16 protein-coding genes are annotated in these 21,287 nt (G+C 73.8%); 6 read left to right on the plus strand and 10 right to left on the minus strand.

Annotated elements, in window-relative coordinates:
• Together B5D80_RS26990 and B5D80_RS26995 are read left to right on the plus strand one after the other, a co-directional pair.
• On the plus strand, positions 1-933 hold a 933-nt coding region (locus B5D80_RS26990; RefSeq protein WP_144081775.1), incomplete at its 5' end, for a discoidin domain-containing protein.
• Positions 934-1,031: 98 nt separating this feature from the next.
• The gene (locus tag B5D80_RS26995) at positions 1,032-5,318 is read left to right on the plus strand and encodes a discoidin domain-containing protein (protein ID WP_088646761.1); all 4,287 of its coding nucleotides are present in this window, start codon (positions 1,032-1,034) and stop codon (positions 5,316-5,318) included.
• A gap of 95 nt (positions 5,319-5,413) precedes the next feature.
• On the opposite strand, the gene B5D80_RS27000 is transcribed toward B5D80_RS26995, so the two are convergent.
• The 3 genes from B5D80_RS27000 to B5D80_RS27010 form a co-directional block, all read right to left on the minus strand.
• A complete protein-coding gene (locus B5D80_RS27000; protein WP_245855005.1) occupies positions 5,414-6,133 on the minus strand; it encodes a hypothetical protein in 720 nt (239 codons plus the stop codon).
• 112 nt (positions 6,134-6,245) lie between these two features.
• The gene (locus tag B5D80_RS27005; protein ID WP_088646762.1) at positions 6,246-7,271 is read right to left on the minus strand and encodes a zinc-dependent alcohol dehydrogenase; all 1,026 of its coding nucleotides are present in this window, start codon (positions 7,269-7,271) and stop codon (positions 6,246-6,248) included.
• Positions 7,268-7,672 (minus strand): L-rhamnose mutarotase, encoded by a 405-nt coding sequence (locus B5D80_RS27010; protein WP_088646763.1) that lies wholly within the window; start codon positions 7,670-7,672, stop codon positions 7,268-7,270. Before B5D80_RS27010 ends, B5D80_RS27005 begins: the two co-directional genes overlap by 4 nt.
• A gap of 91 nt (positions 7,673-7,763) precedes the next feature.
• On the opposite strand from B5D80_RS27010, the gene B5D80_RS27015 reads away from it, so the two are divergent.
• Complete coding sequence (locus B5D80_RS27015) at positions 7,764-8,459, plus strand: FadR/GntR family transcriptional regulator (protein ID WP_088646764.1); 696 nt, start codon at positions 7,764-7,766, stop codon at positions 8,457-8,459.
• Positions 8,460-8,470: 11 nt separating this feature from the next.
• Here B5D80_RS27015 and B5D80_RS27020 read toward each other — a convergent pair whose 3' ends face one another.
• The 5 genes from B5D80_RS27020 to B5D80_RS27040 form a co-directional block, all read right to left on the minus strand.
• The gene (locus B5D80_RS27020) at positions 8,471-9,352 is read right to left on the minus strand and encodes an amidohydrolase family protein (protein ID WP_088646780.1); all 882 of its coding nucleotides are present in this window, start codon (positions 9,350-9,352) and stop codon (positions 8,471-8,473) included.
• Positions 9,349-10,674: an enolase C-terminal domain-like protein gene (locus tag B5D80_RS27025; RefSeq protein ID WP_088646765.1), complete on the minus strand. Its 1,326-nt coding sequence runs from the start codon at positions 10,672-10,674 to the stop codon at positions 9,349-9,351. The genes B5D80_RS27020 and B5D80_RS27025 overlap by 4 nt, the downstream gene beginning before the upstream one ends.
• An 81-nt stretch (positions 10,675-10,755) precedes the next feature.
• On the minus strand, positions 10,756-11,793 hold the full coding sequence (locus B5D80_RS27030) for an ABC transporter permease (protein WP_088646766.1): 1,038 nt from the start codon (positions 11,791-11,793) through the stop codon (positions 10,756-10,758).
• Positions 11,786-13,315 carry a sugar ABC transporter ATP-binding protein gene (locus B5D80_RS27035; RefSeq protein WP_088646767.1) on the minus strand — a complete coding sequence of 510 codons (1,530 nt, stop codon included), beginning with the start codon at positions 13,313-13,315 and terminating at the stop codon, positions 11,786-11,788. The genes B5D80_RS27030 and B5D80_RS27035 overlap by 8 nt, the downstream gene beginning before the upstream one ends.
• Positions 13,312-14,379 (minus strand): sugar ABC transporter substrate-binding protein, encoded by a 1,068-nt coding sequence (locus B5D80_RS27040; protein WP_088646768.1) that lies wholly within the window; start codon positions 14,377-14,379, stop codon positions 13,312-13,314. Before B5D80_RS27040 ends, B5D80_RS27035 begins: the two co-directional genes overlap by 4 nt.
• A 615-nt stretch (positions 14,380-14,994) precedes the next feature.
• Here B5D80_RS27040 and B5D80_RS27045 point away from each other — a divergent pair.
• Genes B5D80_RS27045 through B5D80_RS27055 form a run of 3 tightly spaced genes read left to right on the plus strand, consistent with a single transcriptional unit; the run spans position 14,995 to position 18,756 of the window.
• Positions 14,995-16,641 (plus strand): amino acid adenylation domain-containing protein, encoded by a 1,647-nt coding sequence (locus B5D80_RS27045; protein ID WP_088646769.1) that lies wholly within the window; start codon positions 14,995-14,997, stop codon positions 16,639-16,641.
• Positions 16,638-17,975 carry a ferredoxin reductase domain-containing protein gene (locus B5D80_RS27050; protein WP_425437269.1) on the plus strand — a complete coding sequence of 446 codons (1,338 nt, stop codon included), beginning with the start codon at positions 16,638-16,640 and terminating at the stop codon, positions 17,973-17,975. The genes B5D80_RS27045 and B5D80_RS27050 overlap by 4 nt, the downstream gene beginning before the upstream one ends.
• Before the next feature lie 16 nt (positions 17,976-17,991).
• On the plus strand, positions 17,992-18,756 hold the full coding sequence (locus tag B5D80_RS27055; protein WP_088646770.1) for an enoyl-CoA hydratase-related protein: 765 nt from the start codon (positions 17,992-17,994) through the stop codon (positions 18,754-18,756).
• Positions 18,757-18,799: 43 nt separating this feature from the next.
• Here the strand turns inward: B5D80_RS27055 and B5D80_RS27060 are convergent, their stop codons facing one another.
• Both B5D80_RS27060 and B5D80_RS27065 read right to left on the minus strand, forming a co-directional pair.
• Positions 18,800-19,480, minus strand: a complete 681-nt coding sequence (locus B5D80_RS27060) for a response regulator transcription factor (protein WP_088646771.1) — start codon at positions 19,478-19,480, stop codon at positions 18,800-18,802.
• A 55-nt stretch (positions 19,481-19,535) separates the two neighbouring features.
• A complete protein-coding gene (locus B5D80_RS27065) occupies positions 19,536-20,861 on the minus strand; it encodes a sensor histidine kinase (RefSeq protein ID WP_245855006.1) in 1,326 nt (441 codons plus the stop codon).
• Positions 20,862-21,287: the final 426 nt, after the last annotated feature.

The following is a 21,287-nucleotide window of genomic DNA, read 5'->3' on the forward strand; positions in this document are numbered from 1 at the left end:
CCGACCACCCCACCCCCGACCACCCCGCCGGCCGGCGGGAACCTGGCCCTGGGCCGGCCGGCCACCGCCACCAGCGTCAACCAGTCCTACGCGGCCGGCAACGCGGTCGACGGCAACGCGGGCAGCTACTGGGAGAGCGCCAACAACGCGTTCCCGCAGTCGCTGACCGTCGACCTCGGGGCGGCGCGCACCGTCGACCGGGTGGTGCTCAAGCTCCCCGCCGGCTGGGAGCGCCGCACGCAGACGCTGTCCGTGCTCGGCTCCACCGACGGCTCCTCCTACGGCACGCTCGCCGCGTCGGCGGGCCGCGTGTTCGACCCGGCGGCCGGCAACAGCGTCTCGATCGCGCTGCCGTCCGGCACCCGCCGGTACGTCCGGGTCACCGTCACCGGCAACACCGGCTGGCCGGCCGCCCAACTCGCCGAACTGGAGGTGTACGGCGGCGGCGTCACCACCCCGCCGCCCACCACGACGCCACCCGCCACCACGCCGCCCCCGACCACCGCTCCGCCGACCGGCAACCTGGCCGCCGGCCGGCCGGTCGCGGAGACCAGCCATGCCGACGTCTACGGTGCCGGCAACACCGTCGACGGCAACCCGAACACCTACTGGGAGAGCGCCAACAACGCCTTCCCCCAGTCGGTGACCGTCGACCTGGGCAGCGCCCGACCGGTCGCCCGGGTGGTGCTCAAGCTGCCGCCGTCGACGGCCTGGCAGACCCGTACCCAGACGGTGACGGTGCTCGGCTCCACCGACGGCTCGTCGTTCACCACCCTCAGGGCGGCGGCCGGCTACCCGTTCGACCCGTCGTCCGGCAACAGCGTGTCGATCGCGCTGCCCGCCGGTGACCGCCGCTTCGTGCGGCTGACGTTCACCGGCAACACCGGCTGGCCGGCCGGCCAGCTCTCCGAGTTCGAGGTCTACGCCTCCTGACCCGGCGCGGCGGGGACCCGCCCGGGTCCCCGCCGCACCACACCCCCCACCCCCGTCAACGCCTCTCCACCTCCCCCGGAAGAAGGTGTCCGTCCACCATGTCCAGACTCCGTACCAGAATCGTCGCGGTGCTCGCCGCGGTCGGCCTGGCCGTCACCGCGGCGCCCGCCCCACCCGCCCTGGCCGCCGGCGGCCCGAACCTCGCCGCCGGCCGCACCGCCACCGCCAGCAGCGTCAACGGGCCCTACGTCGCCGCCAACCTCACCGACGGCAACCAGGGCAGCTACTGGGAGAGCAGCGGCGCGCTGCCCCAGTGGGCCCAGGTCGACCTCGGCACCAGCCGCGCCGTCGACCAGGTCGTGCTCAAGCTCCCCGCCGCCTGGGAGGCCCGCACCCAGACGCTGTCCGTGCAGGCCAGCGCCGACGGCAGCGGCTTCACCACTGTCGTCACGTCCGCCGCCCGCTCGTTCGGCCCGGCCGCCGGCAACACGGTGACGCTCGGCTTCAGCGCCACCAACGCCCGCTACCTGCGCGTCGTCGTCACCGCGAACACCGGCTGGGCCGCCGCCCAACTCGCCGAGCTGGAGGTCTACGGCACCGCCAACTCCTCGACCAACCTGGCACTCGGCAAGACGATGACCGAGAGCGGCCACTCCGACGTGTACGCCGCCGGCAACGCCAACGACGGCAACGCGGGCACCTACTGGGAGAGCCCGAACAACGCGTTCCCGCAGTGGATCCAGGCCGACCTGGGTGCCACCACCAGCGTCAACCGGCTGGTGCTGCGGCTGCCCACCGGCTGGGGCGCGCGCACCCAGACGCTGACCGTGCAGGGCAGCACCACCGGCTCCACGTTCGGCACGCTCGTCGCGTCCGCGTCGTACGCGTTCGACCCGGCCGGCGGCAACACGGTCACCGTCACCGTGCCCACCGCGTCCACCCGCTACCTGCGGCTGCTGTTCACCGCGAACAACGCCTGGCCCGCCGGACAGCTCGCCGAGCTGGAGATCTACGGCGCGGCGACCGGAGACACCCAGGCGCCCAGCGCGCCCGGCAACCTGGCGTTCACCGAGCCGGCCACCGACCAGGTCCGGCTGACCTGGACCGCGTCCACCGACAACGTCGGCGTCACCGGCTACGACATCTACGCGGGCGGCGTGCTGCGCACCAGCGTCGGCGGCACCACGCTCACCTACACCGACACCCAGCCCGCCGGCAGCACCGTGTCGTACTACGTGCGGGCCCGCGACGCCGCCGGCAACGTGTCCGCCAACAGCAACACGGTCACCCGCACCGGCAACACCGGCGACACCACCGCGCCGACCGCGCCCGGCAACCTCGCCTACACCCAGCCGGCGAGCGGCCAGATCCGGTTGACCTGGACCGCGTCCACCGACAACGTCGGCGTCACCGGCTACGAGGTGTGGGCCAACGGCACGCTGCGCACCACCGTCGGCGGCTCCACGCTGACCTACACCGACGGCCAGCCGGACAGCGCCACCGTCTCCTACCAGGTGCGCGCCCGCGACGCCGCCGGCAACGTGTCCGCCAACAGCAACACGGTCACCCGCACCGGCAGCACCACCGGCGGCACCAACCTGGCCGTCGGCAAGCCGGCCACCGCGTCGTCGGTGGTGCACGTGTTCAACGCCGCCAACGCGGTCGACAACGACGTCACCACCTACTGGGAGGGCGCGCCGGGCGCGTACCCGGGCACGCTGACCGTCGCGCTGGGCGCGAACGCCAGCATCAGCGCGGTCGTGGTGAAGCTCAACCCGGACCCGGCGTGGGGTGCGCGCACCCAGACGTTCCAGGTGCTCGGGCGGGAGCAGTCCGCCTCCGGGTTCACCAGCCTGGTCGGCTCCGCGACGTACTCGTTCAACCCGAACACCGGCAACACCGTGACCGTCCCCGTCTCGGCGACCGCCGCGGACGTCCGGTTGCAGTTCACCGCGAACTCCGGCTCGTCCAACGGGCAGGTCGCGGAACTCCAGGTCATCGGCGTGCCGGCGGCCAACCCGGACCTCACCGTCACCGCCCTGACCGCCTCGCCCACCGCGCCTGTCGAGACCGACGCGATCACCCTGGCCGCCACCGTGCGCAACGCCGGCACCGCCGCGTCCGCCGCCACCACCGTCACCCTCTACCTGGGTACGACGAAGGTCGGCACCGCCGCCGTCGGCGCGCTCGCGGCCGGCGCGTCCACCACCGTCTCGGCGAGCATCGGCGTTCGCGACGCCGGCAGCTACCAGCTCACCGCCAAGGTCGACGAGGCGAACACGGTGATCGAGCAGAACGAGGCGAACAACTCCTACACCAACCCGACCGCGTTGACGGTCAGTCCGGTGGCCAGCTCCGACCTGGTGGCCTCGGCCGTGACCTGGTCGCCGGGCACGCCGGCCGCCGGCGGCACGGTCAGCTTCGCGGTGACGCTGCGCAACCAGGGCACGATCGCGTCGGCGAGCGGCACGCACGGCATCACGCTCACCGTGCTCACCGACGCAGGCTCCGTGGTCCGCACGCTGACCGGCGCGTACTCCGGCACGATCGCCGCCGGGGCCACCGCTGGCCCGGTGTCGCTCGGCACCTGGACCGCCGCCAACGGCCGCCACACCGTGCGGGTGGTGCTCGCCGACGACGCCAACGAGTTGCCGGTGAAGCGGCAGAACAACTCCAGCGACCGGCCGCTGTTCGTCGGCCGGGGCGCGAACCTGGGCTACGACGCGTACGAGGCCGAGGACGGCTCGGTCGGCGGCGGCGCGCAGGTGATCGGCCCGAACCGCACCATCGGCGACCTGGCCGGCGAGGCGTCCGGCCGGCGGGCGGTCACCCTCAACACCACCGGCGCGTACGTCGAGTGGACCACCAGGTCGGCCGCGAACGCCCTGGTCACCCGCTTCTCCATCCCGGACGCGCCGGGCGGCGGCGGGATCGACGCGACGCTCAACGTCTACGTCAACGGGGTGCTGCACAAGCCGATCAGCCTCACCTCGAAGCACATCTGGCTCTACGGCGCGGAGGCCGCCCCCAGCGACTCGCCAGGCGCGGGCGCGCCCCGGCACCTCTACGACGAGGCGAACGTGCTGCTCGACTCCACCGTCGCGGCGGGCAGCCGGATCCGGCTCCAGAAGGACCCGGCGAACGCCACCACGTACGCGATCGACTTCGTCAACACCGAGCTGGTGTCGCCGCGCGCCAACCCGGACCCGACCCGGTACAAGGTGCCCACCGGCTTCAGCCACGCCGACGTGCAGAACGCGCTGGACGCGGTGCGGATGGACACCACCGGCACCCTGGTCGGCGTCTACCTGCCCGCCGGCACCTACGAGACCGCGCAGAAGCTCCAGGTGTACGGCAAGGCGGTGAAGGTCGTCGGCGCGGGCATGTGGTACACCCGCTTCCAGACGCCGACGAACCAGCAGAACACCGACGCCGGGTTCCGGGTCGAGTCCTCGGCCAGCGGGTCGACCTTCGCCCACCTGGCGTTCTTCGGCAACTACACCAACCGGATCGACGGACCCGGCAAGGTGTGGGGCGAGCTGAAGGACGTCGACGACCTGACGTTGGACAGCGTCTGGGTGGAGCACACCGTCTGCGCGTACTGGGGGGTGAGCGTGGACGGGCTGACCATCCGGGACAGCCGGTTCCGCAACACCTTCGCCGACGGGGTGAACATGACCAACGGCAGCACCGACGCGCTGGTCACCAACACGGAGGGCCGCTCCAACGGCGACGACGCGTTCGCGTTGTTCTCCGCCACCGACTCCGGCGGCTCCGGCGGCAACCACGGCAACGTGTTCGAGAACCTGACCGCCACGCTGACCTGGCGGGCCGCCGGCATCGCCGTGTACGGCGGCTACGACAACACCTTCCGCAACCTCTACCTCGCCGACCAGTTGACGTACTCGGGCATCACCATCAGCTCGCTGGACTTCGGCTACCCGTTCGTCGGGTTCGGGGCGAGCCCACCCACCCGGTTCGAGAACGTCTCCCTGATCCGCTCCGGCGGGCACTTCTGGGGCGGTCAGACGTTCCCGGCGATGTGGTTGTTCTCCGCGTCCAAGGAGTTCCGGGGCATCCGGGTCAGCGCCGTGGACATCGTCGACCCGACGTACTCGGGGATCATGTTCCAGACCAAGTACACGGGCGGCCAGCCGGAGAACCCGATCACCGACACGGTGCTCACCGACGTGTCGATCTCCGGGGCCCGGCGCAGTGGTGACGCGTTCGACGCGAAGTCCGGCTTCGGCATCTGGGTCAACGAGATGCCCGAGGCGGGGCAGGGCCCGGCGGTCGGCTCGGCGACGTTCACCAACCTGCGACTGAGTGACAACCACCAGGACGTCCGCAACACGACGAGCACCTTCACCATCGTCCGAAACTGATCCACCGATCAGCCGACGCCGCGGCGTCGGGTCGACCGGGCCGGGCGGCCTGCGCGGAGGCCACCCGGCCCGGGTGGCCTCCGCGCCGCCGCGACTCAGTCGTCGGCGGCCGGTCCCGTCCCGCGCCACCCGACCACCGTCGCGTCGTCGGTGGCGACCCCGTGCCGGGCCTCGGCCTCCCGGACCCGCCTGATGATCCCGCCCGGCCCCTCGGCGTCGAGCAGACGCAGCAGGCCCGCCCAGTCGGTGAGCCCGAAGGTGTCCACGAGCCGGCTCGCCCCGTTGCTCAGCAACGCCGCCACCGTCACCCCGACCGCCGGACAGTCGCCGGTGACCGCCTCGTCGACCACCCCCGGGTCGTCCTTGGCCACCCAGAAACCGCCCGGGGCGTTGCGGTGCCCCCGCAACTCGGCCAGCAACCGCCGGTGCTCCCCGCTGCCCTCGGCCACGCCCACCAACCGCCGCTCGAAGGAGCGGGCGATCACCGGCTCGCGGGGGTCGTGGGCGACGAGCGGCCCGCCGGCCACCCGGCCGACGACCGCCACCGCGTCCCCGAGGACCAGGTGCTCGACCAGCCCACCGGCGCACCGCAGCACCGCCACGGCCGCGTACGGGCTGCTCGGGTGGGTGACGTCGCAGGTGCCCCGGTGCGCGTCGGTGACCTGCCCGATGCCCTCGGCCAGCACCGCCCGCAGGCTCCCGCCCGTCGACAGCCCGCCCAGCAGCGCGCCGCCGAGCCGCCGGGCGTACCAGGCCACGCCGTGCCGGCAGACCTCGCCGGCCCCGGGGACGCCGCCCGCGCCGTCGACCAGCACCAGGCCGGCACCGCCCCGGCGAAATCCTCGTTGGCCCGCCCGGGGTGCCCCGCGTCGGTCGCCAGCACCACCCGCACCCGCCGATCATCACACGGCCGGGGCCGGCCGGGTTTCACCCGGTGACGCCGCAGTCGACGAGGATCTTCACCTCGCCACCGGCGGCGAGCGCCCGGAACGCCTCGGCCACCTCGGGCAACGGCACGACCCGGGTGATCAGCCGCCCGGCGGGCACCAGCCCGGCGTGCACCAACCGGACGGCCTCGGTGTAGTCCTCCCGCTCGTACACCCGCACCCCGATCAGCTCCAGTTCGCGCCAGAAGACGCGGTGCAGGTCAACCTCCCGGGGGGTGGGGTGGATCGCCACGACGACCAGCCGACCGCGTGCGGCGAGCAGGTCGGTCGCGGTGCGGACCCCGGCGGCGGACCCGGACACCTCGAAGGCCACGGCCGCCCCGGCCCCGCCGGTCGTCTCGTGCACGTGCCGGGCGACGTCGACCGTCGCCGGGTCGACGGTACGCAGCCCGAGTTCGGTGGCGAGGGCCCGGCGGCGCGGGTCGAGTTCCAGCACCGTCACCTCGGCCCCGGTGACCTGCGCGACCGTCCCGATGAGCAGGCCGACCGGCCCGGCGCCGACGACCACCGCGTGTTCCCCGGCGGTCAGCCGGGACCGACGTACGTCGTGCACGGCGACGGCGGTCGGCTCGATCAGCGCGGCGTGGGTCAGCGGCAGGTCTGCCGGCAGCGGCACCACGATCCGCGCGGGCACCGTCCAGGAGCGCTGCATCGCGCCGGGGGAGTCGATGCCGACGAAGGTGAGCCGGTGGCAGATGTGGCTGTTGCCGGCCCGGCAGGCGGGGCAGTCGCCGCACCAGTCCAGCGGCATCACGGTCACCGGGTCGCCCACCCGGTGCCCCCGCACCCCGGGGCCGACCTCGGCGATGCGTCCGGACATCTCGTGGCCGATCACCGCCGGCACCCGGACCCGCTGGTCCATCGCGCCGTGCGCCACGTGCAGGTCGGTGCCGCAGATCCCGGTGTACGCGACGTCGATGCGCACCTGACCGGGGCCGGGCGGCACGACGGCGGTCCGCTCGACGACGAAGGTGTGGTCCCCGACGTAGTGCGCGCTGTGGTTCACGACTCCTCCTCGGACAGGTGCCAGACCTCCCGCATCGGTGCCCACCAGTGCCCCGAGCCGGGTTCGGCGACCGACTCCTGGCACGGGTCGGTCAGCGTCCACCACTGCCGCGTCCGGGGGTCGTCGGCGATGCGCCGCTGGTCGGCGTCGTGGTCCTCGCCGACGTACTCGTAGTAGCCGAAGAGCAGGTCGCCGTGCAGGAAGATGCTGTAGTTGCGGATGTTCGCCGCCCGCAGCGTCCGTTCGACGTCGGGCCAGACGGCGGCGTGCAGGCGCAGATAGGTCTCGCGGTGCTCCGGTCGCAGCCGGATCAACCAGCCGTAGCGCTGCACGTCACGCCCCTTTCGGTGCGGGTGGTGGCCGCCGGTCCACGGCGGGACGACCGCCGTCGGCGAAAACATCGGATGTCTCTATATTGGTGGGGGTCGCCGTCGGCCGCCTCAGCCGCAGCGGTCGGGACGACGCGCGACCGGCCGGCCGGAGGGGGACGTGATGGCACTGACCGACGACGCGATCGCCAAGATCCGAAGCATGGTCCAGAGTGGTGAGCTGCCGCCGGGTGCCCGGCTGCCCCCCGAACCGCAGCTCGCCGAGCAGATGGGCCTGTCGCGCAGCGGGGTCCGGGAGGCGGTCAAGGTCCTCGAGTCGGCCCGGGTGCTCGACGTACGCCGGGGCGACGGGACGTACGTCACCAGCCTCGCCCCCCGGCTGCTGCTGGAGGGGCTGGGGGTCGCGGTGGAGCTGCTGCGCGACGACACGCTGCTGGAGGTCATGGAGGTGCGGCGGCTGCTGGAACCGATGGCCACCGGGCTGGCGGCGCTGCGGATGACCGAGGCCCAGCTCGACGACCTCGGCGGCATCCTGGAGGAGATGCGGGCGGCGGCCGACGACGCCGAGAAGCTGATCCGGTTCGACACGGCGTTCCACCACACCGTCGTCGCCACCACCGGCAACGAGACCCTCACCTCGCTGCTGGACGGGTTGTCCAGCCGTACCCTGCGGGCCCGGGTGTGGCGCGGGCTGATCGAGGGCAACGCGGCGCACACCACCATCGACGAACACCACGCGATCTACCGCGCGTTGCGCTCGCGTGACCAACTGCTCGCCCAGGCGAGCGCGTTGATGCACGTCAACACCTCCGAGGCGTGGCTGCGCACGGTGCTGGCCGCCACGGCGGGGACCGCCTGACCCGCCCGGCGTCACGCGGGCCCCGCCGGGTGGGCCGCGCCGACCCGGTCCGCCAGGCCGTAGGTGCGTACGGCGGTGCCGGCGAGGATCTCCCGGTGTTCCCGCTCCGACAGCGGCGGCAACGCCGCCGTCAACGCCCGCAGCACCCCGGGATAGTCCGACCGGAGCAGGCAGACCGGCCAGTCCGAGCCGAACATCAGCCGCTGTGCGCCGAACTCGGCGACGGCCACCGCGACGAACGGCCGCAGGTCCTCAGGTGTCCACGTCGGGGCGGCCTCGGTGACCAGGCCGGACAGCTTCGCGGTGACGTTGGGGTTGGCGGCGAGGGCGGCCAGCGGACCGCGCCAGCTCCGCAGGCCCGCGTCGCCCTCGTCGATGCGGGGCTTGCCCAGGTGGTCCAGGACGAACCGCAACCCCGGCACCGCGCGGGCCGCCCGCGCCGCCGCCGGTAGCTGGTCGGCGCGGATCACCAGGTCGAACGCGAGCCCGGCGTCGGCGAGCGCGGCGAGCCCGCGACGCACGTCGGGCCGGTCCAGGTAGTCCGGGTCCGGCTCGCCCTGCACCTGCGAGCGGACCCCGGCCAGGTATCCGCCGCCGCGCAGCCGGCGGTAGCGGGCCACGGTGGCGGGCACGTCGTCGGCGGCGACGTCGAGCCAGGCCACCACCGCCAGGATCGGCGCGGTGTCGGCGGCGTGGCCGAGGAACTCGGCGGCCTCGTCGGGGTGGCAGCGCCCGCCCTCGACCAGCACGGTGCCGGTGACCCCGGCGGCGGCGAGTTCGGCGGTCAGGTCCGCCGGGGTGAACGGCCGCCGGATGGCCGCCAGTTCGGGGGCGTCCAGCCAGGTGTACCCGCGTTCGGGCCGCCACAGGTGGTGGTGCGCGTCGATGATCACGGCGTCGCCGGGCCCGGGGTCGCCGCGGCGTCGGCCCACTGCGGGCCGTCCGGGAACCGGTACGCGGAAAGGGACTCCGGCCGGATCTGCCCGCTCATGCCCGGGGCGGTGGGGGCCAGGTAGCGCCCGCCGGTGACCCGCACCGGGTCGACGAAGTGGTCGTGCAGGTGGTCGACGTACTCGATGGCCCGGTCCTCGGTGCTGCCGCTGACCGCGACGAAGTCGAACATCGCCAGGTGCTGCACCAGTTCGCACAGCCCCACCCCACCGGCGTGCGGGCAGACCGGCACCCCGAACCGCGCGGCGAGCAGCAGGATCGCCAGGTTCTCGTTGACCCCGGCGACCCGGCAGGCGTCGATCTGCACCACGTCGACGGCGTCGGCCTGGAGCAGCTGCTTGAACACCACCGCGTTGTGCACGTGCTCGCCGGTGGCCACCCGGATCGGGCTGAGCGCCTTGCGGACGGCGGCGTGCCCGAGAACGTCGTCCGGCGACGTCGGCTCCTCGATCCAGTACGGGTCGAACGCGGCCAGCTCCCGCATCCACCCGATCGCCTCGGGCACCCCCCAGATCTGGTTGGCGTCGACCGCGAGGCGGACCTGCGGCCCGACGGCCTGCCGGGCGATGCCCATCCGGCGTACGTCGTCGGCCAGGTCGCCGCCGACCTTGAGTTTGATCAGCCGGTAGCCGTCGCGGACGGCCTCCGCGCAGAGCCGGGCCAGCTTCTCGTCGTCGTAGCCCAACCACCCGGGCGTGGTGGTGTACGCGGGGTAGCCCTCGGCCCGCAGCCGCCGTTCCCGCTCGGCCCGGCCGTCGGTGGCCCGCCGCAACAGGGTCAGCGCCTCGTCCTCGGTGAGGGCGTCGCGCAGGTAGCGGAAGTCGACCTGGGCGACGATCTGTTCCGGGGTGAGGTCGGCCAGCAGCTTCCACAGTGGCTTGCCGGCCCGCCGGGCGGCGAGGTCCCACACCGCGTTGACCAGGCCACCGGCGGCCATGTGCACGACCCCCTTGGCCGGGCCGAGCCAGCGGATCTGGCTGTCGCCGACGAGCCGTCGCGCCAGCGCCCCGGGGTCGGCGGTCAGCTCGTCGACGGGCTGGCCGACGACCATCGCGGCCAGCGACCGGACGGCGGCGACCTGGATCTCGGTGCCGCGTCCCACGGTGAAGACCAGCCCGTGCCCCTCGGCGCCCGCCGACGTCCGCAGGACGACGTAGGCGGCCGAGTAGTCGGGGAACGGGTTCATCGCGTCCGACCCGTCGCGGTGCACGGAGGTGGGGAAGCGGACGTCGATCGTGTCCACCGCGGTGATGCGCTCAGTCAACGGAACTCCTGGTTGAGGGGATCGGGGGCGTCGGCGGCCCGCCTCGTGGGCGGGTCGCGCGGGGTCCGGCCGGCGGGCCGTTCAGGTCTGCGCCTTGCCGCCGGTGATGCGGGAGACCACCAGGGCGACCAGGATGACCGCGCCGTTGAGGAAGTTCGTCCACTGCGCGGGCACCCCGGCCAGGGTCAACACGTTGATGATCATGAAGAGCAGCAGGACGCCGGTGAACGCGCCGAAGACGCTGCCCCGGCCGCCGTTGAGGCTGACCCCGCCGATCACCGCCGCCGCGAACACCTGGAAGATCGCGCCGTCGCCCTGGGCCGCCGGCACGGCCGCCAGCCGGCCGCTGATGAGCAGACCGGCCAGGGCGGCGAGCACGCTGGCCACGACCAGCGCGACCCACAGCACCCGGTCGGTGCGGATGCCGGCGGCGCGGGCCGCGTCGGCGTTGCCGCCGATGGCGTACAGGGCGCGGCCGGTGCGGGTGTGGCCGAGCACCACGATCCCGGCGGCGAACAGCAGCAGCGACACCCAGATCGAGGCCGGCACCCCGAGCCAGCTCGTCGAGCCGAGGTACGTCATCGACCCGGGCAGCGCGAAGAACGTCTGCCCGCCGGAGATGCCGGTGAGTAGGCCCCGCAGGATGATCAGCATGCCCAGCGTCACGATGAAGCCGTTGAGGCCGAACCGGACGATGAGCAGCCCGTTGAACGCCCCGACCAGCGCCCCGACCAGCAGCACCACCGGCACCGCCCAGGCGTCCGGGAGCAGGCCGAGCCCCAGACCGCGGGTCAGCTCCGGGTCGACGACCAGCCAGGCGGCGATGCCCGGGGCGAGCCCGAAGGTGGACTCCAACGACAGGTCCATCTTGCCGGTGATCAGCACGATGGTCTGGGCCAGCACCAGGATCGCGATCTCCGACATGCTCTGCAGCACGTTGAGGACGTTGTCGGTGCTGAGGAAGACCGGACTGATGATCCACCCGACGATCGCCACCGCGACGATCGCCGGCACCAGCGCCAGGTCCCGCAGCCGGGCGACGGCCAGGTGCCGCGACGACGGGCGGGTCGGCGGGGGCGCCGACGCCGGCACCGTGCCGGTGGACAGCGTGTCAGACATGGTGGAGGTCCACCCCTTCCATGGCGGCTACCAGATCGTTGTCGCTCCAGCCGTGGGCCATCTCGGCGACCACCCGGCCCTGGAACATCACCAGCACCCGGTCGCAGATGCGCAGGTCGTCCAGCTCGTCGGAGACCACCAGCACGGCGGTGCCCCGGCGGCGGACGTCCTCGACGACGCCGAGCAGGGTCTGCTTGGACCGCACGTCGACCCCGGCGGTGGGTGTGACCAGCACCAGCAGCCGCGGATCGTTGGCCAACGCCCGACCCATCACGACCTTCTGCTGGTTGCCGCCGGACAGGTCGGCCACCGGCGTCTGCGGCCCGGCCGCCTTGATCGTCAGCGCGGCGATGGTATCCCGGGCCAGGGCGTCCCGGCGGGCCCGGGAGATGAGCCCGTAGCGCCCGATCCGCTGCGGCACCGTCATCGTGACGTTCTCCGCGATCGACAGCCCCGGCACCAGGCCCTCCCGGTGCCGGTCCTGCGGCACCAGCCCCACCCCGGCGGCGAGGGCGTCGGGCACGCTGCCCGGCCGCAGCACCCGGCCGGCGAGGGTGACCGACCCGGCCACCGGCCGGGCCAGACCGACGACGGCCTCGGCGACCTCGACCTTGCCGCTGCCGCCACCCCCGGCGATGCCCACCACCTCGCCCGCCCGGACCCGCATCGACAGCCGGGCCCCGGACGCGGTGACCAGGTCCCGCACCGACAGCAGCACCGGCGCGTCGGACGCCGGTGGCCGGTGGTCGGCCTCCGGCATGGTCACGTCCTCCCCGGTCATCGCGGCGACCAGCGCCTGCCGGCTCAACCCGGCGACCGGGGCGGTGAGGATGTGCCGGGCGTCGCGGAAGACCGTCACCCGGTCGCACAGGTCGTAGATCTCCTGGAGGTGGTGGCTGATGAACAGGAACGTCACCCCCTGCCCGCGCAGGTCCCGGATGCGGGTGAACAGGCGGTCGATGCCGGCGGCGTCGAGCTGGGCGGTCGGTTCGTCGAGGACGATGAACCGGGCGCCGAAGGACAACGCGCGGGCGATCTCCACGAACTGCCGCTGCTCGACCGAGAGCGTCGCGGCCGGCTGCCGGACGTCGACGTCGACCGACCACTGTGCCAGCAGGTGTTGCGCCTCCCGCCGCAGGCTCGACCAGCGGATCAGGCCGGCGCGGGAGCGGGCGTGCCGGTTGAGGAACAGGTTCTCCGCAACGGTGAGGGTGGGGATGATCGTCGACTTCTGGTAGACGCAGGCCACCCGCTGCCGCCAGGCGTCCCGGTCGGCCAGCGGCGGCGCCGGACGGCCGTCGAAGGCGACCGCCCCGCCGTCGGCGGCCTGCAACCCGGTAAGGATGCCGACCAACGTCGACTTGCCGGCGCCGTTGCGGCCCACCAGGGCGTGCGTCTCGCCGCGCCGGACCATGATGCCCGCCCCGGACAGGGCGAGCGTGGAGCCGAAGCGTTTGGTGATGTCGACCGCCTCGACGACCGGCCGGTCGGCGTCGCCGGGGTGGTACGGGGCGGCGGTCATCCCTGCCGGCCCCACAGCGAGGGGTCGTCGTACTTCACCGTGGGCTGCCCGGCGACCGGCGCGCCGTCCAGGGTCACCAGGGGCGCCGGGAGTTGGTCCTCCAGCAGGCCGTCGCGCACCTGGATGATGGTGCTGCCGTGGTCGGTGGGTCCGGGCTGGTACGTCTTGCCCTCGATCGCCGCCTTGGCGTACTCCAGCCCGTAGCGGGCGTACAGGTCGGCGGGTTGGCTGACGGTGGCGTCGATCAGGCCGTCGCCGATGTTCTTCAGCTCCTCGGGGATGCCGTCGTTGGACACCACGAAGACGTGCTTCGGGTCGGTCGGCGGCACCTGCAGGCCACGCTGCTTGAGGATCTGCAGGGTGCCCGACAGCGCGAACGACGACTGCATGTAGACGCCCCGGATGTCCGGGTCGGAGGCGAAGCGGGTCTGCAACTTCGACGCCGCGACGTCGGCCTTCCAGTCGGTCGCCTCCCCGAACACCTTGATGCCGGGGAACTCCTTGGCCATGCACTCGCTGAACGCCTCGGTGCGGTCCCGGCCGTTGATGGAGTCCAGGCCGCCCTGGAGCATGACGACCTTGCCCCGGCCGCCGAGCCTGGTGCCCAGGAACTGGCAGGCCTTGGTGCCGTACGCCCGGTTGTCGGCGCGGACCACCATGAACACCTTGCCGGTGTCGGGCCGGGTGTCGATGGTGACCACCGGGATCTTGCGGCTCTCCAGTTGGGCCAGGGTGGGGGCGATCGCGGCGGTGTCCTGCGGGGCCATCACCACCCCCTTGACGCCCTGGCTCATGAAGGTCTGGGCGTTCGAGATGAGGTTCGCGATGTCGTTCTGCGAGTTGGTGGTCTTGAGGTCGATCCCCAACTCCCCGGCGGACTGCGGCACGTACCTGATGTAGGAGTTCCAGAAGTCGGTGTCCGAGCGGGGGTAGTCGACCCCGATGAGCGGCTTGCCGCCGCCCGCGCCGGTCCCGGCGTCCCGGTCACCGCAGCCGGCGGTGAGGGCGACCGTCGCGCCGAGCAGCACCGTCAGCCCCGCGCTCACCAGACGTCCGTGGTTCATCGTGTTCGCTCCGTTTCTGCGGGAGTGCTCCGGCGGGTACGGCCGTCGCGCGGGGCGGCGGCCGTTCGCTCGGACCAGGCGTGCTGGAACCCTGCTGCCGCCGCGTGGGGTGACGGGACACGGAAGACCCCTCCCTGGCGGGGAGGTTGGGTGGTGCCGACATGCACGGTCAAGACATCAGACGTTAGAGTTTCCATTGTGTAACGTCAATGCCCTGCCGGCGACTCCCGCGAGCGGTATGGGGTGGCCGCTCGGCGGGGGCGGCACCCGTGGCGGGCCGTCAGACGTCCTACCAATGCCGCGCCCGGTCGCGCGGTCCCGTCCGGGCGTCATGTCGCAGGTGGCGGCGGGTCCGCGTACCGATGAACGTTAACATCGAAACTCGTAGTTCTCTTCGCGTCGGGTCACCCGCGCCGGTCGGCCCGCGCGCCGGCCCGCAGCCGGCCCGCGCCCCGCCCGCCGTGGCCCCTCCCGAACCGATCGAACGCGCGCCGGCGCATAGCGGTCCCGCCCCGGACCGCCGCCGCGCCACGGATCTAAGAGATTTCCCATCTGCATTGGCCAGCATCGATTCCGATCGCCGCGCAGGGCGGCCGGTCAGAACAGGAGCGGCCCATGTCCGTACGACAGACCACCGACGACACCGCCAGCCACCCGGTCGACGCCCTCCCCACCGGGCCGGCCGGCTGGCGGTCAGCCCTGCTGGACCACCTCCCACCGCGCGACCGGCGGCTGTTCCACAGGTTCGGCCAGGGCCCCCGGGTGCCCGCCCCCGACCTGCGCATCCACCAGGCGTTCGCCAGGTGGGCCGCCACCACCCCGGAGGCCGTCGCCGCCGAGCACCTCGGGGAGAGGATCGGCTACCGCGAACTGGACCGCCAGGCCAACCGGCTCGCCGCCCACCTCGTCGCCCTCGGCGTGCGCACCGGCGACACCGTGGGCGTGTTCACCAGCCGGTCCCTGCCGATGCTGGTCGGCATCCTGGCCACCCTCAAGGCCGGGGCGGCCTACGTCCCGCAGGACGTCCGGATCACCCCCGCCCCCCAGCTGCGCCAGGTCGCCCACACGGCCCGCTGCCGGGTGCTGCTGACCACGTCGGCGACCCTGGACGCGGTGCCGGCCCCGCCCGGTGTGCCCCGGCTCGCGGTCGACCGGCTGATGGCCGAGCCGCTGCCACCCGGCGGGCACCTGACCGCCCCCGTCCCGGACCGCCCGGTACGCCCCGACGACGGCTGCTACGTGCTGTTCACCTCCGGCACCACGGGCACCCCCAACGGTGTCACCGTCACCCACGGCAACGTCGCCAACATCCTGCTCACCAGCCCCGGTGACCTGGGGATACGGCCCGGACGGACGGTCGCCCAACTGCTCAACGTCGCCTTCGACATGGCCGCCTGGGAGATCCTCGGCTGCCTCGCCAACGGCGGCACCCTGCTGGTGCGCGACCGGGACCTCACCGCCACCGCCGCCCGCGCCGACGTGCTGGTCGCCACCCCCTCGGTGCTCGCCCGGATCGACCCGGACCGGTGCGCCGGGGTACGGGTGGTCGCGGTGGCGGGGGAGCCCTGCCCGCGTCCGCTGGCCGACCGGTGGGCCGCCGGCCGGGTCTTCTACAACTGCTGCGGGCCGACCGAGACCACCATCGTCAACACCATGCACCGGCACCGGCCGGGTGCGCCGCTGACCATCGGCCGGCCGACCCCGAACAACACGGTGTACGTCCTCGACGACGACGGACGGCCCTGCCGCATCGGCGAGGTCGGCGAGATGTGGGCCGGGGGCGACTGCGTCTCCGCCGGCTACCTGGACAACGACGCGCTCAACACCGAGCGGTACGCCCCGGACCCGTTCCTCGGCGGCGGGCGGCTGATGTTCCGTACCCGCGACCGGGGCCGCTGGCGCGCGGACGGGGAACTGGAGCATCTCGGCCGCACCGACGACCAGGTGAAGGTCCGGGGGTTCCGGGTGGAGCTGGACGCGGTCTCCACCGTGCTGGAGACGGTGCCGGGCTGCCGGCGCGCGGTCACCCTCCGGGTGACCGACCGGGACCTGGTCTCCTTCGTGGCCCCCGCGGAGCTGGACCCGCAGCGGTGCCGGGAGACGGTGGCCGCCGCGCTGCCCTACTACTGCGTGCCGGCGGCCGTGCACCCGCTGCCGGAGCTGCCGATGACCGGCCGGGGCAAGGTCGACCGGGACGCGCTGCTGAGGCTCGCCCTCGACCTGCGGTGGCAGTGGGCCCACGTCGAGGAGGCGGCGGCGTGACCAGCACCGGTCTGCGACCCGCGGCGACACCACCGTGCACCGGCATGGCGGACGTCCCCGACGACACGCTTCCCCCGCCGGTGTCGACGCTGCGCCGGGTCCTGGCCCACCCCCGGTTCATGCACCACCACCGGCTCGTCGCGGCGGTGCTCGCCGCGAACGCCGCCCTGCTGGCGTACGGGCTGACCGCCGGCTGGTGGCGCGGCCCCGGCGCCCCCGACGCGTTGGGCGCAGCCGCGCTGGCGAACGTCGCGCTGGCCGTGCTGATCCGCCAGCAGTACGTGATCAACCTGCTGTTCTGGCTGGCCACCCGGGCACCCGTCCGGTGGCCGCTGCGGCTGCGGGCCACGTTGGGCAAGGTCTACCACTTCGGTGGGCTGCACGTCGGCGCGGCGCTGGCCGGCACCGCCTGGTTCCTCGCCCAACTCGGCGCGCTGACCGTGCGCGGCGGCCCGGCGGGGGCGCTGGTCACCGGGTACGCGGCGGCCGCAGTGCTGCTGGCCGTCGTCGGCACCGCGCTGCCACCGGTGCGGTCCCGCCGGCACGACCTGTTCGAGCGCACCCACCGCCTCGGTGGCTGGGCGGCCCTGCTGCTGCTCTGGGCACAGGCCGGTTTCCTGGCCGGCGGGCCGGCCGCGCTGGCCACCTCCGCGCCGGGCTGGGTGCTCGCGGTGCTGACCGTCAGCATCGCCCTGCCCTGGCTGCGGCTGCGTCGGGTGCCGGTGGTGGTGCAGCGTCCGTCGTCGCACGTGGCGCTGGTCCACTTCGACCACGGGGTGACGCCGTTCCCCGGCTCGTCCACCGCGGTCAGCCGCAGCCCGCTGTGGGAGTGGCACTCCTTCGCCAACGTGCCGGCACCCGGCCGCAGCGGGTTCCGGCTGACCGTCAGCCGGGCCGGCGACTGGACCGGGCGGTTCGTCGACGACCCGCCGCGCCGGCTCTGGGTGAAGGGGATCAGCACCGCCGGGGTGGCCAACATCGAGACCCTGTTCCGCCGGGTGCTGTACGTGGCGACCGGCAGCGGGATCGGCCCGGTGCTGCCGCACCTGTTGGCCGGGCAGGTGCCGGCGCACCTGGTCTGGGTGGCCCGCCGGCACCGGGAGACCTTCGGCGACGACCTGGTCGACGAGATCCTCGCCCACCAGCCCGACGCGCTGCTGTGGGACACCGCCCGCGACGGCAAGCCGGACATGCTGCGGCTGGCCTGGCAGGCGTGCCGCCGGTACGACGTCGAGGCGGTCATCTGCATCTCGAACCGCCCACTGACCTGGCAGGTGGTGCGGGGCATGGAGGAACGCGGGGTGCCCGCGTACGGCGCGATCTGGGATTCCTGAGGAGAGGGAGGCGACGATGAGGATCACCGTGGAGAAGGACGACCGGGTGGTCACGGTGCGGCTGTGCCGGCCCGAGGTGCGCAACGCGCTGGACACGGCGCTGCTGACCGAGCTGGTCGAGACGCTGCGCCCGCTGGACCGCGACCCGGGGGTGGGCTGTTTCGTGCTCACCGGCTCCGACGAGGTCTTCGCGGCCGGGGCGGACATCCGGGAGATGGCCGGGAAGTCCTTCCTGGACGTGGCGCTGGACGACCACTTCGCGGGCTGGGACGCGTTCGCCGCGCTGCGGACCCCGAAGATCGCGGCGGTGGCCGGCTACGCCCTGGGCGGCGGCTGCGAGCTGGCGATGATGTGCGACCTGGTCTTCGCGGCGGACAACGCCCGGTTCGGGCAGCCGGAGCTGCGGCTGGGGGTGATGCCCGGCATCGGCGGCACCCAGCGGCTGACCCGGCTGGTCGGTCCGGCGCGGGCGATGGACCTGGTGCTCACCGGCCGGCAGCTCGACGCGGCGGAGGCGCACCGGTACGGCCTGGTGTCCCGGGTGGTGCCGACGGAGCGGCTGCTGGCCGAGGCGAAGGCCGCGGCGGCGGTGGTGGCCGGGTATCCGAAGCTCGCGACGATGCTGGCCCGGGAGGCGGTCCGGCAGGCCGAGGAGGTCGGCGTGCACGCCGGGGTGCTGTTCGAACGGCGGGCCTTCCACGCCCTGTTCGCCACCGAGGACCAGCGCGAGGGGATGGCCGCCTTCCTGGAGAAGCGCCCGGCCCGGTTCCTGGGCCGCTGAGCCACCGCGCCGCCCGGGGCCCGTCGGGTCCCGGGCGGCCGGCTCACAGCGCGCCGATCTGGTAGCCGAGGCCGTGCACGGTGCGCACCACCCGGTCGCCGAGCTTGCGGCGCAGGTAGTGCACGTACGTGTCGACCACCGCCTCGGTGCGGTCCGCGCCGAACACCCGCCCCCGGAGCTGGCTGCGGCTGTGCACCATCCGGGGTTGGCTGGCGAGCAGCCGGATCAGCTCGAACTCCCGGCCGCTGAGCGTCACCTCCCGCCCGTCGGGCAGCCGCACCCCGCGCTGGGCCAGGTCGAGCTGCCCGGCCCCGATGGGGATCAGCTCCGCCCCGTCGAAGCGGCGGCGGGTCAGCGCCCGGACCCGGGCCATCAGCTCGGTCACCTCGAACGGTTTGGGCAGGTAGTCGTCGGCACCCGCGTCGAGGCCCCGGATGCGTTCGTCGAGGTCGCCGAGCGCGCTGAGCATCAGCACCCGGGCGGCGACGGAGCGCCGCCGCAGCCGGACGAGCAGGTCGACCCCGTCGATCGCCGGCAGCCGCCGGTCCAACATGATCACCTGGTAGGGGCCGCGCAGCGCCAGGTGCAGGCCCCGCTGACCGTCGCGGGCCAGGTCGATCCGGTACCCCGCCCGGTGGAACAGCTCGACCAGCATGTCGGCCAGTTCCGCGTCGTCCTCGACGAGGAGCAACGGGCCGTGCGCCGGGGGTGACGGGTCGGTCATCCGTTCATGGTCGCACCGAAACGGCAGAAGGTTGACCGGTGGAATTTCTCGCCGGTCAGAATCTGCTGGTCGCGCGTTCCCCGCCCGCCCGGTCCCGGCCCGCCCACCAGCAGAGGGGCCACCGGCCGCCGGCCGGCTCGCCGTCCGTCGACGGGCCACCGGCCCGCCCCCCGCCGGACACCGGCAGCCGTACGGTGAAGGTGGCGCCCGCCCCGGGCCGGCCGGTGGCGCTGATCGTGCCGCCGTGCGCGGTGACCACCTCGCGGACCAGCGCCAACCCGAGCCCGGCCCGGCGGTCCCCGGCGTCGGGGCCCCGGTGGAACCGGTCGAAGATCCGGCCGGCGTGCCGGGGGTCGAAACCCCGACCGGAGTCGCTGACCAGCAGCTCGACCCGGTCCGCGCCGGCCGGGCGCAACCGCACCTGCACCCGCCCGCCGGCCGGGGTGTGGTGCAGGGCGTTCGCCAGCAGTTCCGCCACCACCCGGTGCAGCGCGGGCCCGACGCCGCGCACCGGCACCGGGTGGTCCGCGCCGGTCACCCCGAGCGTCACCCCGAGGGCGGCGGCGCGTGGCGCGTCGGCCCCGATCGCCTCGACGACCAGCGCGGCCAGGTCGACCGTGGCCGGCGGCCCGGTCATCGCCGCCGGATCGGCCAGCCGGGCCGACAGGAGCAACTCGTCGACGATCTCCCCGAGCCGTCGGGTGGTTCGCAGCAGCCGGTCCAGATCCTGCCGGTCCGCGTCGTGCGCCGCGCCGGTGGTGCGCTGGGCCAGCAACTGGGCCGCCGTGTGCACCCGGGTGATCGGGGCCCGCAGCTCGTGGCTCGCGTCGGCGACGAAGCGGCGTTGCCGGTCGAGCGCCTCGGTCAACGGCAGCACCGACCGGCGGCGCAGCCGCAGGTCGGTCGCGGTCGCCGCGACCAGGACGGCCAGTGCGGCGGTCGACACCGCCCACAGCAGGTAACGCCGTTCGGCGAGCTGGAAGCGGGCGTCGAAGACCACCTGGACGACCTCGCCGTCGCGCCACTGGGTCCGCACGTGGTAGACGGTGCCGTTGCGGGCGACCTGCTCGACCTGGGGCCGGCCGGTGCGGGCCACCGTGTGGATCGCCCGGTGTTCCGGGAAACCGGCCGGCGGCGCGCCACCGTGCCCGGTGTCGCTCGCGCCGCCGAAGATCCAGGTGCAGCCGGACGGGTCGGCCGGGCGGCCGTGCACCATCGCCCAGTCCAGCTCGTGGCGGATCCTGGCCTGCTGGACGTGCGCCAGGGCGGCGTAGCCGACCCCGCCGGCCAGCGCCAGCAGGGCGACGACCAGCAGCCCGACGGCCAGCCCGGTACGCGGCCGGGCATGGGTCGCCGGCCACATCCGGCCGGTCAGCGGCACCGCGCCGCCACCGGGTGCCCGCGGACGCGACCTCGTCCGCCTGCCCGGCCACCCACCCGCATCCATCGAAGATGACACATCACGCACCGGATCGGAAGGGATCACCGCCGCCTCCCGGATGCCGGGCCGGCCCGGCATCCCTCCGAGCCGGGACGCGGAGAGTGAACGTTAACAACCAGCGGGGAAGGTTGACCCGGCAACGGGTCGCGCCCGCTGGTGGCGAGCTGGCCGGGTGCCCGGGCGCGACCCTTGAGCCACCCGAAACCCTCTGGTAACATCGCCGGATCTGAATGGAGCCCCTGCCGGTCCGTTCGCCCCCACCAAAACGATCATGCACCTGTTCGACCCGCGCCGATCGATGTGAGCGTTCACACTCGCCGGTCGGCTCCGTTTCGACCACGGAGCGTGGCTCGGTCACACCACCTC

The organism is Micromonospora wenchangensis (assembly GCF_002210435.1).
GTDB lineage: Bacteria > Actinomycetota > Actinomycetes > Mycobacteriales > Micromonosporaceae > Micromonospora > Micromonospora wenchangensis.

Excerpts from the sequence above, each read along its gene's own strand:
- B5D80_RS26995 (WP_088646761.1), top strand. The coding sequence starts at position 1,032 with ATGTCCAGACTCCGTACCAGAATCGTCGCGGTGCTCGCCGCGGTCGGC.
- B5D80_RS27010 (WP_088646763.1), bottom strand. The coding sequence starts at position 7,672 with ATGTTTTCGCCGACGGCGGTCGTCCCGCCGTGGACCGGCGGCCACCAC.
- B5D80_RS27015 (WP_088646764.1), top strand. The coding sequence starts at position 7,764 with ATGGCACTGACCGACGACGCGATCGCCAAGATCCGAAGCATGGTCCAG.
- B5D80_RS27030 (WP_088646766.1), bottom strand. The coding sequence starts at position 11,793 with ATGTCTGACACGCTGTCCACCGGCACGGTGCCGGCGTCGGCGCCCCCG.
- B5D80_RS27035 (WP_088646767.1), bottom strand. The coding sequence starts at position 13,315 with ATGACCGCCGCCCCGTACCACCCCGGCGACGCCGACCGGCCGGTCGTC.
- B5D80_RS27040 (WP_088646768.1), bottom strand. The coding sequence starts at position 14,379 with ATGAACCACGGACGTCTGGTGAGCGCGGGGCTGACGGTGCTGCTCGGC.
- B5D80_RS27045 (WP_088646769.1), top strand. The coding sequence starts at position 14,995 with ATGTCCGTACGACAGACCACCGACGACACCGCCAGCCACCCGGTCGAC.
- B5D80_RS27055 (WP_088646770.1), top strand. The coding sequence starts at position 17,992 with ATGAGGATCACCGTGGAGAAGGACGACCGGGTGGTCACGGTGCGGCTG.
- B5D80_RS27060 (WP_088646771.1), bottom strand. The coding sequence starts at position 19,480 with ATGACCGACCCGTCACCCCCGGCGCACGGCCCGTTGCTCCTCGTCGAG.